This window comes from Bradyrhizobium sp. SEMIA (assembly GCF_014844175.1).
GTDB classification, from domain to species: domain Bacteria; phylum Pseudomonadota; class Alphaproteobacteria; order Rhizobiales; family Xanthobacteraceae; genus Bradyrhizobium; species Bradyrhizobium arachidis.
In genome coordinates this window covers 502036-521081 of record NZ_CP046601.1, presented here as the reverse complement: position 1 = coordinate 521081, position 19046 = coordinate 502036, and the positions used below count along the sequence as shown (strand labels likewise).

General features: G+C 59.7%; 17 protein-coding genes and 2 pseudogenes. 5 read left to right on the top strand and 14 right to left on the bottom strand.

Going from position 1 to position 19046, the window contains the following annotated elements; genetic code table 11:
• The first annotated feature begins 426 nt into the window (after positions 1–426).
• Positions 427–600 carry a hypothetical protein gene (locus tag FOM02_RS02550; protein ID WP_322596949.1) on the top strand — a complete coding sequence of 58 codons (174 nt, stop codon included), beginning with the start codon at positions 427–429 and terminating at the stop codon, positions 598–600.
• A 551-nt stretch (positions 601–1151) separates the two neighbouring features.
• On the opposite strand, the gene glgX is transcribed toward FOM02_RS02550, so the two are convergent.
• The 4 genes from glgX to glgA all read right to left on the bottom strand — a co-directional run bounded on the left by glgX (position 1152) and on the right by glgA (position 6331).
• Positions 1152–3392 carry a glycogen debranching protein GlgX gene (gene glgX, locus FOM02_RS02545; protein WP_027562073.1) on the bottom strand — a complete coding sequence of 747 codons (2241 nt, stop codon included), beginning with the start codon at positions 3390–3392 and terminating at the stop codon, positions 1152–1154.
• A gap of 23 nt (positions 3393–3415) precedes the next feature.
• Positions 3416–3697, bottom strand: coding sequence for a DUF3606 domain-containing protein (locus tag FOM02_RS02540; RefSeq protein ID WP_027562074.1), 282 nt, complete (start codon positions 3695–3697; stop codon positions 3416–3418).
• 67 nt (positions 3698–3764) lie between these two features.
• Complete coding sequence (locus tag FOM02_RS02535; RefSeq protein ID WP_084334640.1) at positions 3765–4901, bottom strand: glycosyltransferase family 4 protein; 1137 nt, start codon at positions 4899–4901, stop codon at positions 3765–3767.
• A gap of 20 nt (positions 4902–4921) precedes the next feature.
• On the bottom strand, positions 4922–6331 hold the full coding sequence (gene glgA, locus FOM02_RS02530) for a glycogen synthase GlgA (protein ID WP_027562075.1): 1410 nt from the start codon (positions 6329–6331) through the stop codon (positions 4922–4924).
• A gap of 672 nt (positions 6332–7003) precedes the next feature.
• Between glgA and FOM02_RS02525 the strand changes: the two genes are divergently transcribed.
• The gene (locus FOM02_RS02525) at positions 7004–7252 is read left to right on the top strand and encodes a hypothetical protein (RefSeq protein WP_027562076.1); all 249 of its coding nucleotides are present in this window, start codon (positions 7004–7006) and stop codon (positions 7250–7252) included.
• A 117-nt stretch (positions 7253–7369) separates the two neighbouring features.
• On the opposite strand, the gene FOM02_RS02520 is transcribed toward FOM02_RS02525, so the two are convergent.
• The 8 genes and pseudogenes from FOM02_RS02520 to FOM02_RS02485 all read right to left on the bottom strand — a co-directional run bounded on the left by FOM02_RS02520 (position 7370) and on the right by FOM02_RS02485 (position 12317).
• Positions 7370–8089 carry an aldo/keto reductase gene (locus tag FOM02_RS02520; protein ID WP_265442287.1) on the bottom strand — a complete coding sequence of 240 codons (720 nt, stop codon included), beginning with the start codon at positions 8087–8089 and terminating at the stop codon, positions 7370–7372.
• Between the two features lie 356 nt (positions 8090–8445).
• Positions 8446–8580 carry a hypothetical protein gene (locus tag FOM02_RS02515; protein WP_265441436.1) on the bottom strand — a complete coding sequence of 45 codons (135 nt, stop codon included), beginning with the start codon at positions 8578–8580 and terminating at the stop codon, positions 8446–8448.
• 66 nt (positions 8581–8646) lie between these two features.
• Positions 8647–8961, bottom strand: a pseudogene (locus FOM02_RS02510) (SDR family NAD(P)-dependent oxidoreductase).
• Entirely contained in the window at positions 8904–9464 is a 561-nt protein-coding gene (locus FOM02_RS02505; protein WP_265441435.1) for an SDR family NAD(P)-dependent oxidoreductase, read from the bottom strand. The pseudogene FOM02_RS02510 and the gene FOM02_RS02505 overlap by 58 nt, the downstream one beginning before the upstream one ends.
• Positions 9465–10877: 1413 nt before the next feature.
• Positions 10878–11042, bottom strand: a complete 165-nt coding sequence (locus tag FOM02_RS02500; RefSeq protein ID WP_156950907.1) for a hypothetical protein — start codon at positions 11040–11042, stop codon at positions 10878–10880.
• Positions 11043–11166: 124 nt separating this feature from the next.
• Complete coding sequence (locus FOM02_RS02495; RefSeq protein WP_027562078.1) at positions 11167–11655, bottom strand: ferritin-like domain-containing protein; 489 nt, start codon at positions 11653–11655, stop codon at positions 11167–11169.
• A 270-nt stretch (positions 11656–11925) separates the two neighbouring features.
• Complete coding sequence (locus FOM02_RS02490; RefSeq protein WP_027562079.1) at positions 11926–12132, bottom strand: DUF2188 domain-containing protein; 207 nt, start codon at positions 12130–12132, stop codon at positions 11926–11928.
• Between the two features lie 11 nt (positions 12133–12143).
• Positions 12144–12317: a hypothetical protein gene (locus FOM02_RS02485; RefSeq protein ID WP_167336546.1), complete on the bottom strand. Its 174-nt coding sequence runs from the start codon at positions 12315–12317 to the stop codon at positions 12144–12146.
• Between the two features lie 550 nt (positions 12318–12867).
• On the opposite strand from FOM02_RS02485, the gene treZ reads away from it, so the two are divergent.
• On the top strand, positions 12868–14709 hold the full coding sequence (gene treZ / locus FOM02_RS02480) for a malto-oligosyltrehalose trehalohydrolase (protein ID WP_051378313.1): 1842 nt from the start codon (positions 12868–12870) through the stop codon (positions 14707–14709).
• A 597-nt stretch (positions 14710–15306) separates the two neighbouring features.
• Here the strand turns inward: treZ and FOM02_RS02475 are convergent.
• Together FOM02_RS02475 and FOM02_RS02470 are read right to left on the bottom strand one after the other, a co-directional pair.
• Positions 15307–15975 (bottom strand): annotated as a pseudogene (locus FOM02_RS02475) (serine hydrolase domain-containing protein); the annotation flags it as partial.
• A gap of 217 nt (positions 15976–16192) precedes the next feature.
• Positions 16193–16447 (bottom strand): hypothetical protein, encoded by a 255-nt coding sequence (locus FOM02_RS02470; protein WP_231164158.1) that lies wholly within the window; start codon positions 16445–16447, stop codon positions 16193–16195.
• Positions 16448–17518: 1071 nt separating this feature from the next.
• Here FOM02_RS02470 and FOM02_RS02465 point away from each other — a divergent pair.
• A complete protein-coding gene (locus FOM02_RS02465; protein WP_141263361.1) occupies positions 17519–17731 on the top strand; it encodes a hypothetical protein in 213 nt (70 codons plus the stop codon).
• Between the two features lie 619 nt (positions 17732–18350).
• Entirely contained in the window at positions 18351–18650 is a 300-nt protein-coding gene (locus FOM02_RS02460) for a DUF2934 domain-containing protein (RefSeq protein ID WP_051378319.1), read from the top strand.
• Positions 18651–19046 lie beyond the last annotated feature (396 nt).

Genomic DNA, 19046 nt, shown 5'->3' with positions numbered 1-19046 from the left:
GTTCGTCTACGATGTGACAAAGCGTATCCGAGAACAGGAGCGCCCTTCCCGGGCGGAAGAGCAGCTCCGCCAGGGGCAGAAATGGAAGCGATGGGCCGGTTGACCGGCGGCGCCGCCCACGACTTCAATAACCTGTTGACGCCAAGCGTCGGGCCCTCGATGCGTTGCAACGGAGAGGTGTGGGTGGGGAGCGCGAGCAACGGTTGATCGCCGGAGCGATGTAGTCTGCCGAGAGAGCAAAGGCGCTTGTTCAGCGGTTGCTTGCATTCGCACGGCGACAACCACTTCAAGCCAAACCAACACAGGTGGTGACCTGATTAATGGAATGGCCAACCTGATTGCGAGTACATCCGGTCCGCAGGTCAAGGTGTCGGTCGAGATCGAGAAGGCTTTGCCTTCCGCAAGGTCGATGAAAGCCAGCTTGAGATGGCTCTCCTCAATCTTGCAGTTAATGCACGTGATGCGATGCCTGAAGGTGGTACGTTACGCATCACCATCGACGCCCAACACGTTGAGGCAGGGCACCGCACCAATTTGAAGCCCGGACGCTACGTCAGGCTATCTGTTGCGGACAACGGAGTCGGCATGGAGATTCGGTGAAGGCTCGGGCCATCGAGCCATTCTTCTCGACCAAGGGGAATCGGAAAGGGAACGGGTCCCGGTTTATCGATGGCTCACGGCCTTGCATTGCCGTTGGGCAGCGCTCTGACCATTCAGAGCCGCCCAGGGCTGGGTACAAATATAGAGATTTGGCTTCCTTCCACCGACGAGCCCGTGCAGGCGGGGAGCCAGCAACCTGCATCGGTGCCGAACGGTGGTTCTCTTGGAACAGTACTTCTCGTCGATGACGAGCCGCTCGTGCGTGCAGCAGCCGCGGACATGCTAACGGACCCAGGCTATTCGGTTCTCGAAGCTGCTTCGGCGGAAGAGAAAGACCCCAGCTTCAAGGACTAGCGAGCTGGGGCACAAGTCACCTTGTGACCTGGGATCACGAACTCAGGCTATCGGGAAAACTTGGCGCGCCCTCCCTCGTTCCGCACCCAGAATACGGCCCTGGCTCGTCGGGCATAGAGGTATCGATCGGGCCCCTCCGCCAAGTTCCGTTGGCAAGTCAGCTTCCTCGGGCCATCGCAGTCGCTCGCATGGCATGGTCAAGCCTGCCCGAGAGGCGCCTCGGCGACGTCCAGCAGTGCACCGAGGCCTTGCCGCAAGCGGCGCGTGGCGACGTTCTCGGTCGACAGACCAAAAACCACGAGAGTACGTCCGGTCACCGCGTAAGTCTGTCCGAATTCGAATGCAGGCATCTGCGTTTCCGGCTGATTGGTATCGACCAGCCCTAACCAAGTTCTTCCATCCGCGACGGCCGGCAAGGTGAAGTTCACGACATCATAATGCGCATTGTAGACCAGCAGCATGGTCGCGTCCGAGCCGCGGCGCTTGATCCCGGTCTCCTGTGCACGTCCGTCGAGTAGCATGCCAAAGCATCTGGCGTTGGCGTCCTGCCATTGATCTGTGGTCATCTCCTCGCCGGATGGCGAGAGCCATGTGACGTCCTTGACGTCGAGCTCTTCATTGTGGGAGCCCACCAGGAAGCGGCTGCGATAGAGGATCGGGAAGGCCTTGCGCGTAGCGATCAGCTTGCGTGCGAATTCACGAAGGCTGCGGCCGTTTGCCGTGATACCCATCCAATCGAGCCACGTGGTCTCATTGTCCTGTGCATAGGCATTGTTGTTGCCGTTCTGAGTGTGTCCAAATTCGTCACCGGCGAGCAGCATCGGCGTGCCGTGGGACAGCAGCATTGTTGCGAGCAGGTTCCGCTTCTGGCGTTCGCGCAGCGCAGTGATCTCGGGATCGTCGGTCGGACCCTCGGTCCCGCAATTCCAGGAATGATTATTGCTCTGACCGTCGCGATTGTCCTCGCCGTTCGCCTCGTTGTGCTTGTCGTTGTATGACACGAGATCGTTGAGGTTGAAGCCGTCATGGGCGGTGACGAAGTTGACGCTGGCCCAGGGGCGGCGTCCGCGTTTGTTGAAGAGGTCGCCAGAGCCCGACACGCGCTTGGCGAAGTCCGCGATCGATCCTTCGTCGCCCTTCCAGAAGGCGCGGACCGTGTCCCTGAATTTGTCATTCCATTCGGCCCATCCCGGCGGGAACTGTCCGACTTGATAACCGCCCGGGCCGATGTCCCACGGCTCTGCGATCAGCTTGACGCCGGACAGCACCGGATCCTGGCGGCAAGCGTCGAGGAAGCCGCCGCCCTCGTCGAAGCCATAGGGCTCCCGCGCCAGGATGGTGGCGAGGTCGAAGCGAAAGCCGTCGACTCGCATCTCGGTTGCCCAATAGCGCAAGGAATCCGCGACCAGCTGCAGCACACGCGGATGGGACAGGTTCACGGTATTTCCGGTGCCGGTATCGTTGATGTAGTAGCGCTCCTGGTCCGGTAGCAGGCGGTAATAACTGGCGTTGTCGATGCCCTTGAACGAGAGCGTGGGTCCGAGTTCATTGCCTTCCGCGGTGTGATTGTAGACGACGTCCAAGATGACCTCGATGCCGTGGGCGTGGAACTGGTTGACCATTTCCTTGAATTCGTTCGCGAACGGCGTCTTCAGGTAACGCGGCTCCGGGGCGAAGAAGGCGATGGAGTTGTAGCCCCAGTAGTTGCGCAGGCCTTTGTCGACGAGGTAGCTGTCATCGATGAAGGCATGGATCGGCAATAGCTCCGCGCTGGTGATGCCGAGCGAGCGCAAATAGCCGGGGATTTCCGAATGAGCGAGCCCCGAGAAGGTGCCGCGGTCTGCCTCCGGCACTAGCGGGTGCAGCTGGGTAAAGCCCTTCACGTGCATCTCGTAGACGATCGTCCGTTCCCACGGCACTTCGGGCTTGCGCGGCGCGCCCCAGGTGAAGGCGGGATCGATGACGCGACACTTCTGCATCAGCGGCGCGCTATCGCGCTCGTCATAGGAGAGGTCCTTGTCGGCGTGATCGAGCTGGTAGCCGAACAGTTCGGGTCCCCAGCGCAGTTGCCCGACCAGCTGCTTGGCATAGGGATCGAGCAGGAGCTTGTTGGGATTGAAGCGGTGTCCGGCGTCAGGCTCGTAAGGACCGTGGACGCGATAGCCGTAGACGGTGCCGGGACGGGCCGAGGGCAGATAGCCGTGCCAGACCTCGTCGGTAAATTCCGGCAGCTCGATGCGCTCGAGTTCGGTTTCACCCGCGTCGTCGAACAGGCAGAGCTCGACCTTGGTGGCGTGGGCCGAGAATAGCGCGAAGTTGACGCCAAGGCCGTCCCAGGTAGCGCCAAGCGGAAACGGCTTGCCTTCGGTGATCCGCGAGCGGCGCAGACTCGCCGCCGCCCGCGTCAGGGCGTCGTCTGATCGCGCTTCTTGGTCCATGTATGCCCCCGATAAAAATCCGGTTAGGATGTCGGCGCTGATGCGGGTATCTCGGCCGCGGCCTGCTCGATGGCCACAGCTGAGGCGATCACTGCCGCGGGAGGCACGTGAGCCGGCTTGGCCAGCGCGTTGGCCCGCTGTTTGGCGACTTCCTTGCTGATCGCGGCGATCGAATTTCCGATCCGACCAACGATGGCGGTCAGCTCGGCATCGGAAAGGCCAAGACGCTTTCTGACGAGCCGCATCTGAATTCGATTGGTCAGGTCGAGCTTGTTGCGGATGGGCTTCGGGTTAGGGCGGCGCATGGCGGCTACTCCTGTGTCTTGTCGTAACCGCCGCTCGCTGATTCCGTTCCGACACGGACCAAGGATCTCAGCCAGCGGCGGCGGCAGCTATTTCCAAGCCGGCAGAAGGTATCGGCATCCGAATTCCGTTCTTGCTTTCCAGCGTCGCGCGAACGTCCAATTGCGGTGCTTGTCGAAGGGCCGGTAGCCGACGATAGGCGGCCAAATAGTCGCTCGCCATCCGCTCGGCCGTGAAGCGTTGTTCGAACCGCTTGCGGATCGCCGCTCTATCCAATGTGCCGACTGCGTTGGCCGCCGCCACCGCCTCCTTGACAGAGTTCACGACGAACCCGCTCAGGCCGTGGTCGATGATCTCCGGCACCGATCCGTGGGAAAGCGCAACCACGGGCGTGCCGCAAGCCATGGCCTCGATCATGACGAGACCGAAGGGCTCCGGCCAGCAGATTGGAAAGAGCAGCGCGCGCGCATTGCCGAGGAAGTCCGCTTTCTGGAGTTCGTTGATCTCACCGATGAATTCGACATTTGGATGCGCCGCCACCATCGGCGCGATCACTTGATCCCAATAGCGTTGATCTGCAGCATCGATCTTGGCCGCCATTTTCAGGCGAACGCCGGTCCTGGCAGCGATCTCGATGGCCTTATCCGGTCCCTTTTCGGGGGAAATGCGCCCAAGGAACGCAAAATAGTCCCCGGACGGCGCTTGCCGATACGGCAGGATGTTCTCGGGCAGTCCATGAAGCACGGTCCCCAGCCAGTTGACCGGGGGCATTGGGCGGCGTTGTGCGTCCGAAATCGAGACCAGCGGAGGTTCGGGGAAGGCGGAGTAAAACGGCTTCAGATCGGGCAGATCGAGACGTCCATGCAATGTCGTGACGATCCGATCCGCATAGTGCCGCATCAAAGGATAGTGCAGATGATCGATGTGGAAGTGCAGGACATCGAATTCGTTGGCTCGCCTTGCAACTTGGTCCAGCATCATGACGTGGTACGGCGTCATATCCTTCACCGAGGGATCGAGCCTCAGCGCCATTTTGGAGCACGGCACCAGCTCCGCAGATGTGACCGAGTCGCCGCTCGCGAACAGGGTGACGTCATGCCCCTGGCGGACCAGCTCTTCGGTCAAATACGAGACGATGCGCTCGGTGCCTCCGTAGAGCCGTGGCGGGCAGCTCTCCGCAAGCGGAGCGATTTGCGCGATTTTCATGGTCCGTGCTCGATATCTTTCTAGATCGATGATCGGTAAAGATCTGCGTATGATTTGGCCGACTGCCTCCAGCTGAAAGCCTGCGCCATCGCGGCTCTGCGCATCTGGTCGAGCCTGTCCTTCATGCCAAAGGTCGAAAAGGCGCGGCAAAGACTGCGGAGAAAGCCCGAAGCCGACGCCCGATCGAACAGGAAGCCGGTCTCGCCGTCGACGATCGTCTCTGCAAGACCGCCGGTGCGATGGCCGATCGGCAAAGAGCCGAAGCGCTGGGCATACATCTGGCTCAGGCCGCAAGGCTCGAAGCGCGACGCCATCAGCGTGAAATCGCTGCCGGCGAAAATCTTGCGCGCCTCGGCATCGTCAAAGCCAATCTTGACGGCAATCGACTGCGGGGCTCGCGCCTGCGCCTGGAGCAGGGCTTCCTCGAAGCGGGGCTCGCCCTTGCCCGTGACGACGATCTGGCCGCCCGCGTCGACTATGGCTTGTGCGCTGTCGATCACGAGGTCGACACCCTTCTGATGGACAAGGCGCGCGACCAGAGCGAACAGCGGGCCGCGGGAGACCGCGAGGCCGAATTGGTCCCTGACATCGTCGGCGTTTAGAGAGCGCTCGGCCCAGTCGCCGGCTCCGAACGGCTGCAGCAACGACGAGCAGGTCCGCGGGCCCCAACTTTCGTCGATGCCGTTCAGGATGCCGGACAGCTGGTTGCGGTCAGCCCTTTGCTTAAGGAGCCCTTCGAGGCCGCACCCGAATTCCGCGGTCGTGATCTCCCGCGCATAGGTCTGGCTGACCGTTGTCAGGTGCGAGGCATAGACGAGGCCCGCCTTAATGAAGGACAGGCGATTGTAGAATTCGACACCGTCGATGTTGAAGCTGGTCTCGGGAATTCCGAGCGGAGCCAACGAGCTGCTGTCGAAGACCCTCTGATAGGCCAGATTGTGGATCGTGAAGACGGTCGGAATGTGCGCGTAGTGCCATTCGAGATAGCCGGGGATCAGCGCACATTGCCAGTCGTTGGCGTGAACCAGGTCGGCCGACCATTCCTTGTCGACCAATCCCCTGGCGAGCTGGGCGGCGGCATAGGAGAATGTGGCGAACCGTACATTATTGTCGGCCCAATCCGCCCCGCGGCCGTCGGCATAGGGCGTGCCGTCCCGCTCGTTAAGCTCCGGACAGCGCACGACGTAATATGTCACGCCTTCCGTGGTATGGCCGAGATCGACCTCGAAGGCGGGCAGGGCGGCGTAGGACTGGCATCTACCCACGGCCTTGAGGTCACTCATGCCGCGCAAGACCGCCGGATAGCCTGGGATGATGACGCGTACGTCAGCAAAATCGCGTAAGGCACGCGGCAAAGCCGCAGAGACGGCGGCCAGACCGCCTACTTGTATGAAGTCTGATACTTCGGGCGTCGCGAACAGGATCCGCATCGCTATGCCCACCAGCCGCGGGAAAAATTGTGGCCTTTGCCAACCATCTTTTGCATTCCGGGAGCGCTTCCTCAGCAAAGCGCTGTCCCCAAAATCCCGCGACGCAGCAATGGTTCCTAAGGCTGCGGCACGTCCGGGTCTTCAGATCGCCGGCTAAGGCGATCCGCATGAGGCGATGTCGATCCCAAAGTACTATAGGGTCAGCCGCCGGTGTCGATGAGGGGTGCCGATGGGCATCGTTAGATTGGCGGCTTTGCTTCGAGATTCGGCGATCGCATCGAGCGAACTCGTCCGTCATGCTGACAAGCTTGCCGAAGGTTCGTTATCCATTTCGCCCGCATCTACAGACAGAAACGGCCTCAGCTCTGCAAGGGTCTTGGGAGCTGAGGCCGCTTTGGCTCCGGAACGGAGGCGAATCCAACCGACGCCGGTCAGTTATAGGTTGGGTCTCTCCTGTCTTGGGTCCACTCGTGAACATTGCGCCGGCATTGTTCATGCACATGCTTTATGTCCTGTGAACGGAGCAGCGACGATTGATCTTCCAAGACGTTTTGATTGGCCCATATCTCAAGAAGGCTACCGGGCGGAAACGAAGGTTGCCCGCCCGCCGGTTTCCCATCGCGGAACATTTAGCGCCTTATACCGTTCTAAGCGCAAATTTGAGGGAAACAAATGAGCGAAGCTAACAGAACCGAGACAATGGGCGGGGGCGAAGAATTCAATCTCGATCAAGAGGTGGCCGCCTGGCGCAGCAAACGGCTGCGAAGAGCGGCATCAACGATAGGCAAGATCCAGGTCGTTCGTATTTCGAGGCGCGTAGGCGCATTGCATGCGCGAACGGAGCAAGGCGCCAATGGCGTGGCTGTGAAGGCGAAGTGGCGGCCGCGCCAGATGGACAAGCCTGCATTGGCCGTATCTTAAGGCGCGCCGACCTGCCAGCTTAGCAAGAATCGGTTGTCACTTTGAAGACATCCACAGGGCCTCTCTCCCTGCGGACGCCGACCAAGTGACCGAATAGCTCGACTTTTGTGAGCCGTTCTACAACGTCGGGAGGGAGGCGCTCGCCTCGATCAGGCCTTCGCTCTTCAGGTCGTCCCAGAACGAATTCGGGATCTTGGCTTGCAACGAGTTCCAGTCCTCTTCAATCTGGTGAGCACTCCCTGCGCCCACCACTAGCGCGACAGCAACGTCTGCGGCCGCGGAAAACTGTAGGGCCGCGGTCCGAAGATCTACGCCGTAGCGGGCCGCCACCGCCCTGAGCCTGCCGCGCTTTTCAATCGCCTCGGCGGGAATCTTGAAGTTTTCCTTGCCATAGTTATAGCGCGGGCTTCCGGAGATGAACCCGGCGTTGAGCGAGGACCCGATCACGAGCGAGATGTTTCTCTTCCGAACAGCCGGGAGGAGCTCGTTTACGGCGCTGGCGTGATCCATTAGCGAGTACTGTCGAGCGCACAGGCATACGTCGGGGTCGGCATCTTCCATCACCTTGAGGATCGGAAGGGGCGTATTCACGCCGATGCCCAAGGCGCGAATGATTCCTTCGTCGCGCATCTTCGAGAGCGCGGGGAACGCGCCTTTACGGGCGGTCTCATATTGCTCCTCCCAGCCGTTTGGGAAGAAGGCGAAGTCGGGAGAGATGTCGTGCACGAAGGCGATGTCGAGGCTATCGACGCCGAGCCGTTGGAGGCTGTCCTCAATCGAGCGACGCACGCCGTCGGCGGTGTAGTCGAATACGACGTCGTTCGGCGAATCCGACAGAGGATAGATGTCGGCATGCCTGTTGGTCTTCGAGGCTTGAACAGCTTGCCGACTTTCGACGAGAGCAGATATTCATCTCGCTTCTTGGTGTGGAGAAGCCGTCCAAACCGCCGCTCGGCCAGCCCAAACCCGTACCATGTCGAAGTAGCGCACCCCGATCTCCCAGGCCGCTTCGAGCGTGCTGTCCGCGTCTTTGTCGGTGTGCTTGTTGAACTCGTTCCCCAGCGAAACCCCGCCGAGTCCGAGGCGAAAGCGAGGCTCAAAGATCTGCTGTGCGCGATTGGGCATGATGGACTGACCTAGCTAATGGAAATTGGGCGAAAGACCTGCACCGGGCATCGAGCGCGCGACCCTTCCTAAATGTCCTTTGCGCTGTCGCCGCTAGTCACTTCGTACTCGGCACCAGTGACCATATTGGCGGCGTCGGACGCGAGGAATACGGCGGCTGGCGAGATGTCGTCGGGCTGCAGCCAGCCGACCTTGAGCGGCACGGTCGGTGCGCGGTTGTCCCAGGCCTGCTGTGGCGTGGGGGTGCTCGACTTTCTGTCCCTGCTCGCTCATCTGAGGCGCTTCTCGTATCGGGTCAGCGACGTGTCGACGAGACCGGGAATGAGCGCGTTGACAGTAATGTTGTGCTCGCCGAGTTCCATGGCTGCGGACTTCATCAAGCCAAGGATCCCCCATTTGGAGGCCGAGTAGCTGCAGGCGTCTTTAGTGCCGTGCTTGCCTTGCATCAACGAGAGCAGGATGAAACGTCCCTTCTTCCGCGCCACCATTTACGGTGCGAAAACGCGTACGGTATTGGCGGTGCCGTTCAGATTGTTGTCGATGACATCGCGCCAGTCCGAATCCTGCATCTCGAGCAGCGGCAGCCAGCGCTGGATCGCCGCGTTGGCAACGACGATGTCGACCTTGCCGTAGTCCGCTCGACACGGTCCGCGACCTTCCGCAAAGCGCCGATGTCGCGAATATCAGCCTTGATCCCTTCGCTGCGCCTTCCGTATTGCTTGATCATCCGCGCGGTCGCGTCGAGTTCTTCCGGCCTCGCAGGCGCGGCGTTCGAGGCGGGAGAAACCGGCCCCACGATGTCCAAAGTGATCACGTCCGCACCGTTGGCCGCCATCTCCACCGCAATCGCGCGTCCGATGCCTCTTGCGGCTCCGGTGACGACGGCGACCTTTTCCTGCAGCATGGAGCCTCGCCCAGCTCTGATAGGGCCGGCAGTGCGCTCTGTGGGCGGTTCCGGCATCGGCTGTCCTTCAAGCTCTCTCGGGCCATCATCTATCCGTTTTTGAGCCGCAGCGGAGGCAGCGACCGCAAACGCGGTCACTGCGGCGGCCCCCTTCATGAATCCGCGTCGTACATGGTCGGCCATCAACATCTCCCGTGCCGGACGAGCCCAACTGGCGAGCATGAACGCCGTTCCTGAGGCTGCAGCGTTTCGTCCTTGACGCGTCACCGCTCTGAGCTAACAGCCTCGGCAGATGCTCTTGATCTTCTTTTCCAAAGCGATGTCTGCTGGATCGCGCGGCTGCGCGTGGGTTGATTGGCCCGTGCTCCGTTGCTCGGCCGCTGGCGTCACCGAGTGATGGCCGTGTCGCTTGCCTTTAGCCTCTGCAGCATGACCTGTGACGAGCGCTGCTGCGACGATAACGGATATCAAGGCGGGTCCCTTCAACAATTTTTGCAAATCTTCCCCACAGTCTTGTCCGCCCTATTGTTCTCGTGATCGATCTTGGCGTCGCTGTCCTGTTCGTTCGTGGTAGTCGGCTTGCCGATGCCGCCGGCAGGAGCAGTGTTTTGTGCGTTGGCGCCAGGAGAGCCCGATGGCGCCGCCGTTCCGGCCGTATTCGTCCCCGGCGTGGATCCCGTGCTAAGCCCATTGCCATTGCCCGTCTGCTGATTGGGGATTTTGCCGGTAGCCTGGCTATTTGTGTTGGGCCGGTTGTTCGAATTCCCGGTTGCGGCATTGCCGCTCGGTCCTGGGCTTCCGGTCGTTCCTGTCGCGGACGACCTATTTCCGCTCGTACCGGCGGCCGCGTTACCTGCCGACCCCGTGCCCGCAGATGTCGAACCTTTTCCTGCGCCACCTGAAGTGGCGCCGCCGGTACCACCACCAGCGGATCCGCCACCCCCTCCACCTCCACCGCCGCCTCCTTGGGCGAATGCGGCGACTGGAACGAGAACAGCGGCGATGAGAGCAAATCGGGAGAGCTTCATGTTGGTCACTCCTTTTGCGACCAAGCCGTCTCCGGATGTTTCGTTCCTGTGGTCCTCATGTCCAAGAAACCATAGTTCGCCTCGTTTCAGGTCGGATCATCCGCAGCGATGTTTTCGATCACGCAGACCGGTGCTGCGGCTTGATGATCCAGCAAATCATCGGGCGCGTGGCGGCATTAGCCGCGTTGTTTTTTCGATGCGCGACGTCTGGCGCATCGTTGTTGTGCCCAGTGGATTCAGAAGGAACGTTGTGTGTGGCGGCGCTGTCTGGGGATCTGCCTGGCCGGAAATGGTCGGGGGCAGACTGATGCTGCTCCTTTCAAAGCGACCTTGCGGACGCGCACGATCTGCGGTTCCGATTTACGCCATGGCCGAGATGAAGCTGAAGCGAGGGATCCCGCCCAATCCTTCAGACTTGGCATCAGCGCCACCCTCCGCAGAGCGCTGGAAAAGGGAGAGGAGTCCTTGTGAGCGCTAACCTGCACTGCAACGTGTTGGTTGTCTTCCGGCTTCGCATCTCGGAGTTTTTTGAGCTTCTTCTGTGAGTTCTCGTCGGGCTTTTCCGGAATCACCGTCTAGGCATCGGAATAAATTCGCTGATGATTTTGGCGTGATCGGCGATCATCTGGTCGCGAACTCTTTTTCGTCTGGATCGCCTTTTTGTTACGCGATCTTGGCGGCCGATCTCGAGCATATCGCTCATGGCCGCCTCTTTGACGAAGTCCTCTGTCATGAGCGCGATGCCGAGCGCTGGTTTACGCCCGGCCCGTCTTTTCGCCAACCGACTGCGCCCCGGCCGGTCCATTGACGGCCGTGGCGAGCACTATTGCGAGAGTAATCTGTCTGATGCTCCCGCCTCACGCCGCATCCGCATTGACAGCGGAGATTGCCAGCTTTGACAGCGCATCATCGGTTTTCTTCTCTTCCGCCAGCGTCGCATCGAGCAGCTTGACGGCATCCTTGTGCCCCAGCTTGTCGGCCCAGGTTCTTAGCGTACCGTAACGCGAAATCTCGTAATGCTCGACAGCTTGCGCCGCCGCCAATAGGCCGGCATCGAGCGCAGGCGTGTCCTCATATTCCTCCATGACTTCCTTGCCTTCGTCGAGAATGCCTTCGATGGCATCGCACTTCTTGCCGCGGGCCGGCTTGCCGATCAGCTCAAAAATCTGTTCAAGCCGTTCAATCTGACCTTCGGTCTCGTCATGATGCTTTTCGAAGGCGGCGCGCAATTCCTCCGACGAAGCGGCCTTGGCCATTTTCGGCAGCGATTTGTAGATCTGCTTTTCCGCATAATAAATGTCCTTGAGAGTGTCGACGAACAGGCTGCTGAGGTCTTTCTCAGACATGGTTGGTCTCCTGGTGTGTTGAAAAGGCCTCCTTCAACAAAGCACGTGGAGCGGGGTTCCTCGCTGCGCCAGGAGTGCGGTGCGTTGGCTGGATGGCTCAAAGTACCAAAGTGCACAGAGCGAGTTGATTGTTTCGTGCGAGGAACGTCCGTCAATACGCGGGTTTAGGCCTTTGACAGGGCTGTCCTCCTCCCCTGTCACCTTTCCAGGCCCCCGGGGTATCAGCAGCTCCGGGGGCGAGCGCGTGATCTGCCGCACCGGCGCCTTGAATCAGCCGTCGTGGGCAGCCCCGACAGCGTTTCCACTTTCCGGCACCGTCAACCGTACGGCATGGCCCTGCCGCATCGCAAGCGAAGCGGCCGCCACCGCCGCTTCGAATGCAGCTTCCTTCGTCTGGTACGTATTGCGGCTCACGCCGTCATGCTCGACATGCCAAGCGCCGTCGCGCCCTATGATGTCATAGGCTGCCAATCCCATAGCTCTCTCCACTAACCGTCGCGTGTTGCTTTCGACGCCTGAGTGCCGCTGACCGGATCGGAAGCAGGAAACGTTCCCTTGAGACCTTTCTCAAGCTCATCATCCTCCTTCCTGTCCTCTTTCACGCTCTGCTTGGGGTCTTCGGCATGTTTGTCCGGTAGCGCCGGGCTAAATTTCTTAGTCATGTTTAGCTCCCTTCAAGACGCCGAACGCAGGACACCCCTGCGCGTTCCCTCGCGAGGAACAATCCTGCTGCCGCCGCTTTCTCATCGGGACGGAGGAAATCATGTACAGCCTGCGTGAACGACGAATAGTCGCGCCCTCTTCCGAAGCCCGTCAGGCCGAGCCGACGGAAGCGTTCTCGCCCTGCTCATCTTCAGCTTGGCGCTGGCCGCCGTGACCATCGTCGCCATCTGGACCTTCTTCTTTCATCCCTGATGTGCTCGTCGGTCTCAGCAATTCTCACGGCATCCTCATTGCCGACCGCAATGGGGGGCTTCCCCGATGATCGATGAGAGGCGAAGGCATGGGTCGACAAGCGCCCTGGAACGAGAGCAATCCGAAAGAGGGCGAGCAGGAAATCAAAAAAATTGTCCCACAGCGAAGACCCTGCAAAGCGGTCGGCCAAGAAAGCAGGCCGGCCCCATCCGAATCTGGTCGACAACATGCGGGCCGCACGCGGGAAAACGGGCAAGAGAAAACCTCGGACAAGCACGTAAACAAGGCGAGAAAGCGTTGACCGACAAGCTTGGGGCAGCCAATCAACCGCGGTGTCATGGCCCGCTGATCACCGCACAAGGTGTGGTGTTCAACCTTTGGGCGCCTAGCGCGCTATCGATTGAGCTTCTCGAGGTCGGTCAACCGCCGCGCAAGATGCCAAAGGATACGGATGGTTGGTATCAATTGTTCAGTCCGACAGCGCGAGTTGGCTCGCGCTACCAGTTTCGCATTAACGGCGCCCTTGTCGTGCCTGATCCGGCCTCACGATTCCAGCCGGACGACGTGGGCGAGCCGAGCGAAGTCGTCGACATCACTGCCCTACGTGATCACATACTTTATACCGGCCGCCCCTGGGCCGAAGCCGTCATTTACGAGCTTCATGTCGGCACATTTTCGCCGGAGGGCACTTATGCCGGTGTTGAGAGAAAGCTCGATTATCTGCGCGATCTCGGCATCACGGCGATCGAACTCATGCCACTCAATGATGTGCCTGGCCGATACAATTGGGGCTATGACGGCGTTCTGCTCAACGCGCCGAATGCGCGCTATGGGCGGCCTGAAGATTTGAAGCGCTTTCTGCATGCCGCGCACGAGCGTGACATGATGGTCTATCTTGATGTCGTCTATAACCACTTTGGTCCTCAGCTCAACTATTTGCACAGCTACGCAGAGAACTTCTTTACAAAACGCCATTCGACCGGCTGGGGGCCGGCTGTCAATTTGGAAGGCAACGATGGCGTGTTCGTTCGTCAGTTTTTGATCGATAACGCACTGATGTGGCTGCGTGATTATGGCTTCGACGGGCTTCGCTTAGATGCAGTTCATGCCCTGAAAGACGATTCAGCAAAGCACTTTCTCGTCGAACTTGCTGAGACTGTGCGCAGCCGTTTGGTCGGGCGGCACGTTCATCTCATGCTCGAAAACGAAGCCAACCAGGCACACCTTCTTGAGAGGCCACGGGGATGCACAAGGCTCTACAACGCGCAATGGGGCGATGATTTTCACAATGCGCTCCATGTGCTCCTGACCGGCGAAGATGAAGGCTACTACAAGGCATTTGCCGACAAGCCTCTTCAGCACCTTGCGCGTGCGCTCACTGAGGGCTTTGCCTATCAAGGCGAAATTTTTCCACTGCATGACGAACCGCGCGGCGAACCCAGTGCTCATTTGCCACCGGACGCCACCATCTTCTTCGCGCAGAACCATGACCAAATCGGCAACCGCGCTTTGGGTGAACGGTTTACGCAGCTTGTCGGCAAGGAAAAGCTCCGCCAAGCCATGGTGCTTCTGACGCTCAATCCGCACATTCCTCTGCTGTTCATGGGCGAGGAAGCTGCCGCCGCCACGCCTTTCCTTTTCTTTGCGGACTGGACAGGCGAGGCCGCCAATTTGACACGGGAAGGACGCCGTAAGGAGTTTGCGCACTTTCAGGCCTTCTCCACTCCTCAGATGCGGAACCAAATTCCAGATCCTTGCCAGGTCCAGACCTTTGAAGCCTCGCGGCTCGACTGGAATAACATCATGCACGCGCCAATCAGCGCCGAGTTTCGTGCCTTGACAAAGGAACTGCTCGCCATCCGGCGCGAAAAGGTTGTGCCGCTCCTCAAGGCCGGCTTCAAGGCGGCACGCGCCGAACTGCTGGGTGCAAAGCGCAATCCCGGGGGGCTCAACGTGATTTGGCGAAGCGCTAACAACGATTTGTTGCAGATCGTGACCAATTTTTCAGGACAGCCCTTACCGCGCCCGCCGCTCATCGAGGGCGAATACCTATGGGGCTCCGATCCCGCGCGGGGGCATCTCTATTTGCATCCGACCGAAATAATTGTGCGCCGCGGCTTCGACGCCGCAGCTGGTTAAGGCCGAGGTCTCAATTGAAGTGATGAGCGAACAATTGAGCTGATGCGAAAGTGGATGCACGGCGGTTTTTGTATGCGTTGATCCTGTCGCAGGCGGTCAGTTCATAAGCCTTTGTCTTTTCGAGCTCTCATGGAGCCTAGTCATCAGTGATCACCATCGTCTGGACCACCGTGCCCAATCTTAGCTTGTAGCCATATCAACCCCATCCCAAAATCTGCGATAGAGCGGAGGGTGCTCCGGCGAGTCGATGAGACATTGCGACAGAACGATGCCGAAAAACTCCGCCTCGGCGTCCCAATAGGCGCAAACCCCGTAACCGCCTTCCCAACCGAAGCCGCGGCGCGGCTGCCCTCGTACGGGCTTTTGCACTGTCGACCCGCCATAGCCCCAACCACGATTATCCCAAAACCAGGGCTGAACGGTGACCGTGCCTTCACCGCTACCGGCACCTTGTCGCTCATCATGGCGTGGATGGACGCCTCGGACAGAACCTGCCTGCCACTCGGCCCCTTGCCCGAGTTCATCATCATTCGCACGAAGCTGAGATAGTCGTCAGCGGTAGAAACGAGTCCTCCATGACCACCGGGAAACTCCGGTTCACTGGCCCAGAAGCTGCTGGGCCCAGCAGGATTCCACACATCGGCGGCTCCGGCCGCGCGGTTCGGGCGATAACATGGCGGAAACCGGCCCAACTTGTCGGCAGGAACGGGTAAATCCCGTATCCTTCATCCCGAGCGGATCGAAAATTCGCGTGGCCATCACGTCCCCCAACGACTGGTCCGTCACTCGCATGATCAGCGCGCCGAGCACCGTCATGGAGAGATCATATCGCCAGACGTCGCCGGGGTGATCCATGAGAGGCAGGCGCGACAAACGCGCCAACCACTCGTCGAGTGAGAGCATGGGCATTCGGTATGGAACAAGGAAATCGGCCTCCATTAAGGCCGTTTGGATCGGGTAATCGCCGGCCGCCATGATCCACCCAGCCCCCATCCGCATGGTCAGCAGATCGCTGACGAGAATCGGACGCCGTGCTGTCACCGTCTCGTTGATCGGACCACCCAAGGTTTTCACCACGCGACGATTTGCCAGTTCGGGAAGCCAGCGGTCCACCGGTTCGTCCAGGCGCAGCTTTCCTTCATCGACAAGGGCAAGCGTGGTCGCGGCGACCATGGGCTTGGTCGTGGAGGCGATTCGGAAGATGGTGTCCCGCTGCATAGGTCTGCCACCACCGAATTCATGCGTACCAACGGCGTCGACATGGACATCGCGTCCGCGAGGACAAGAGTGACGATGCCCGGTCGGTTCATCGTGGCGACTAAATCCGGCATAGCGTCACGGAGTTGTTGTAAACCGGCCGCATCAACACTTTGATTTTCCATTACGCGCCTCTATCGTTCTTCGCAGGATGGTGCGATGAGATATATTGAGCCGAGTGCAGTATCCCATGCTGGATCTATAGCATGCTGGATCGCTCGACAGCTTAGGCGGCGCCGGGACTTGCCCTCGCTTCAAGCCTGGGCAACGAAGCGTGATATTCATCCACACTGTCCAGGTCGATGAGGGTCTTGCCGCCCATCTTGTACGCTCTAATTCTCTCGTGGGCGATTAGTTCATAAGCCTTCGTCTTCCCGAACCTGCCATAGCGGCAACCATCCTTGAATTCGACCAGTCGACGCCGCTTCCTGTCATCATTGTCAATCATGGTTTCTAAATGTACTTCGGTGATCTTCGCCACGATGGATCAAGCCAAGTTAGCGGATGGCCGTCTCTGTAGCGCGACCTTGGTGTCGACGCGCATAGCAGGATGGCGCTGCTCTTGGGAAAGCGACAAATTTTCTGCTGCTTGTTTCGATATTGTCTAGCCACTGCTCGACCTATACCGCCCTCGGCACCAAGCAAAAGATCTCTGCTGCCGCGGCAAACTCCAGCGCGTTGTAGCGTACAATTCGGACAGACCGGAAGGCAGTCGAGGCCTTCGACGGCAAAACTCAGAACCAGGTGAGTCGGAAATGATATCAATGCCTAGAAGCGGCTGCCTTCGTTCTCTCAAGGCTGAAACAGGGGTTCGATTCCCCTAGGGAGCGCCATTCTTTCCTAACTGCTGCGGTCGCTACGACTACTCGGCTCGGCTTTCTCGTCTGCTACGTCTTCGTGCTACGGGAAGCGATGAAGCCGCGTGTCTCTCACCTGCTCAGGCGCAATGGAATCTACTGGTTCAAGATCGACCTGCCCGACGACCGTGCGGGACAGTCTCTGCCACCTTCGATTCCCCAGGCCATCAAGCAACTTGAAAGCCCCATAAGGGCCGGTCGCCTCAAGACGGCAGTCTGGCTTCGTTGAGAACGACCGTCGAGCGTGAAGCCAAGCAGCGTGTCGGCATTCAGATCGCACAACATTGTTCGACGCGGCGAGAGCGTTCCTGACGGGCAACTATCGGCCGGAACAAACTGTCACGTTGGCAGGTGACGACCAGCTACCTGCAACAATTGGCAATCGGATTGTACAAAATGCTGTTGTCTGGCGCTTCCGAAGTCGGCCAATGCCCCGAAGGCCCTGTGTCCGTCGATGGACTCGATGCCGGGCTTTCAAAGGTCCTGACGATAACCAAGGCGTTTCAGTTGTGGTCGAGCGGGGGCGGGGTGAAGGGGCAAGGACGCCTGCCCCTAACACGATCACCGAAGCTGATGCAGCCCGCCGTCGGTTCATTGAGTTGTTCGGAGACTTGCCCGTAGACCGCATTAACAAGGGGCATGGCCGCGAGTATCGGGACGCAATCAGGCGGATAACCAAAGGTCTTTCGGCAGACATGAAGCAGCTTACCCTGGCCGACCTGCTGCAACGCAATCTGAGCGCCTATGAGCCACGTTCTGCAACGACCATCAACAAATCCCTGACCCTCCTTGGCGCGGTGCTTGCCCGTGCCGAACAGGACGGTCACTTCGACGGGTCGGGATGGCGCAATCCCGCTGCCCGGTTGCCGAGGCCAAGCGATGTCACTACAATCACGGGCCGTGAGTAAGCTCGAAAATACTAAGGTAGCGGGAAGTGATCTCCAGTTCAATCGTCCGCCGAGCCTTTCGGCGCCGCCGAACATGACTCGGCGTATGGCTCCGATGATCCAAACCTTCTCCGTTTGCTGTGGTCGATGCATACGCCAACTTGCCTCGCTAGCTTGATCAGCGCTGCCACCAGGTCGAGCCAGAACTAGGCCACAAGCGGGCGAGCTGGCTTCGATGCTTAGAGGTGGAGTCCTCTCGGATCTGGGCACGATGAGTATGGGTCAGGGGTTCACGTGGGACTCCGGTGATCGCAATTCTCGCAAGCTCGAGGATATCCACTACTCCGCACCTTGAGATGCAAGCTGCTGTAAAGGCGTCATTTCTTGGCGGCTCAAGGAGACACTGCGAAAAAAGCTATGGCGAATAGCTACAAACGGGGGAGTTGCGCTACCTCTGTGGTTCATTGGTGGGTCCGAGCCGCTCAATGCTTAAAAGCTCCAGTCCATTGCGTCTCGTCTGCGTGTTTGTCGGGCCTGGAACCGCCCGGGGTCATTCGTGTTTGTTCGCAATAGAAACGACCCCGCTCGAAGTCGTTCTGACCGCGAAGGGCCTAAGAACCGCGTCCTGCGTACAGAGTGCATGATGGAATATCTGCCCGAACTTCATCGCCTTGAGCATCAGCTCGACTTGGCGCAGCGGGCTGTTCGGCTCATTGCCGATAAAGAGACAGTGGAGCGTCTTGAGGCGTTTGCACAGGATATCGGGGACAGGTTGCGCACACTGCAAGCGGCCGCCCGCGAAGAAGCGATCAGAAAGCGCGCCTACGAGCTGTGGCTGAGCGCTGGGCGGCCCGGGGGTAGGGACCTAGAATTCTGGCTGAGCGCGGAGCGGGAGTTTCTACAGGGCCATAATCTGCCGATCCCCGTTTATCATCGTTGACGTGGGATACATTGTGGAGGCGATCCCCCGAGTTCTATCCAGTCCTGAGTTCGCTCTGGCGATGAATCTACCCGGATGGGCGACGGTAGTGACGGGACTTGGTGCGGGGCCATCGGCATACCGTCGCGTCAGATCCCGTCGCGGCTGTAGGTGAAGGCGAACTCCGATCGTGCTTTCCATCCGAGCTGCAGCGCCATGCTCGAGGGTCGAGTTGCGCGGCCTGAGAATCGAGTTGGCCTCAGCGTTAGGTCGCCGAGTTCGCCGCAGGCCCACGTGATAGCAATCCGCGTTCCCTGATCGGCTGCGACAGAGCCGGCCGATGTTGCAGTCCGGCTGTGGGATCGACTGTTAGCAACATCAATGAAAGAGGCCGCAGCGGCGAACCGCTGCGGCCTG

Coding starts and splice junctions, on each gene's coding strand:
- FOM02_RS02550 (WP_322596949.1), top strand. CDS start 427: ATGGCTCTCCTCAATCTTGCAGTTAATGCACGTGATGCGATGCCTGAA.
- glgX (WP_027562073.1), bottom strand. CDS start 3,392: ATGGACCAAGAAGCGCGATCAGACGACGCCCTGACGCGGGCGGCGGCG.
- FOM02_RS02540 (WP_027562074.1), bottom strand. CDS start 3,697: ATGCGCCGCCCTAACCCGAAGCCCATCCGCAACAAGCTCGACCTGACC.
- FOM02_RS02535 (WP_084334640.1), bottom strand. CDS start 4,901: ATGAAAATCGCGCAAATCGCTCCGCTTGCGGAGAGCTGCCCGCCACGG.
- glgA (WP_027562075.1), bottom strand. CDS start 6,331: ATGCGGATCCTGTTCGCGACGCCCGAAGTATCAGACTTCATACAAGTA.
- FOM02_RS02525 (WP_027562076.1), top strand. CDS start 7,004: ATGAGCGAAGCTAACAGAACCGAGACAATGGGCGGGGGCGAAGAATTC.
- FOM02_RS02505 (WP_265441435.1), bottom strand. CDS start 9,464: ATGGCCGACCATGTACGACGCGGATTCATGAAGGGGGCCGCCGCAGTG.
- FOM02_RS02500 (WP_156950907.1), bottom strand. CDS start 11,042: ATGACAGAGGACTTCGTCAAAGAGGCGGCCATGAGCGATATGCTCGAG.
- FOM02_RS02495 (WP_027562078.1), bottom strand. CDS start 11,655: ATGTCTGAGAAAGACCTCAGCAGCCTGTTCGTCGACACTCTCAAGGAC.
- FOM02_RS02490 (WP_027562079.1), bottom strand. CDS start 12,132: ATGGGATTGGCAGCCTATGACATCATAGGGCGCGACGGCGCTTGGCAT.
- FOM02_RS02485 (WP_167336546.1), bottom strand. CDS start 12,317: ATGACTAAGAAATTTAGCCCGGCGCTACCGGACAAACATGCCGAAGAC.
- FOM02_RS02465 (WP_141263361.1), top strand. CDS start 17,519: ATGAAGCAGCTTACCCTGGCCGACCTGCTGCAACGCAATCTGAGCGCC.
- FOM02_RS02460 (WP_051378319.1), top strand. CDS start 18,351: ATGATGGAATATCTGCCCGAACTTCATCGCCTTGAGCATCAGCTCGAC.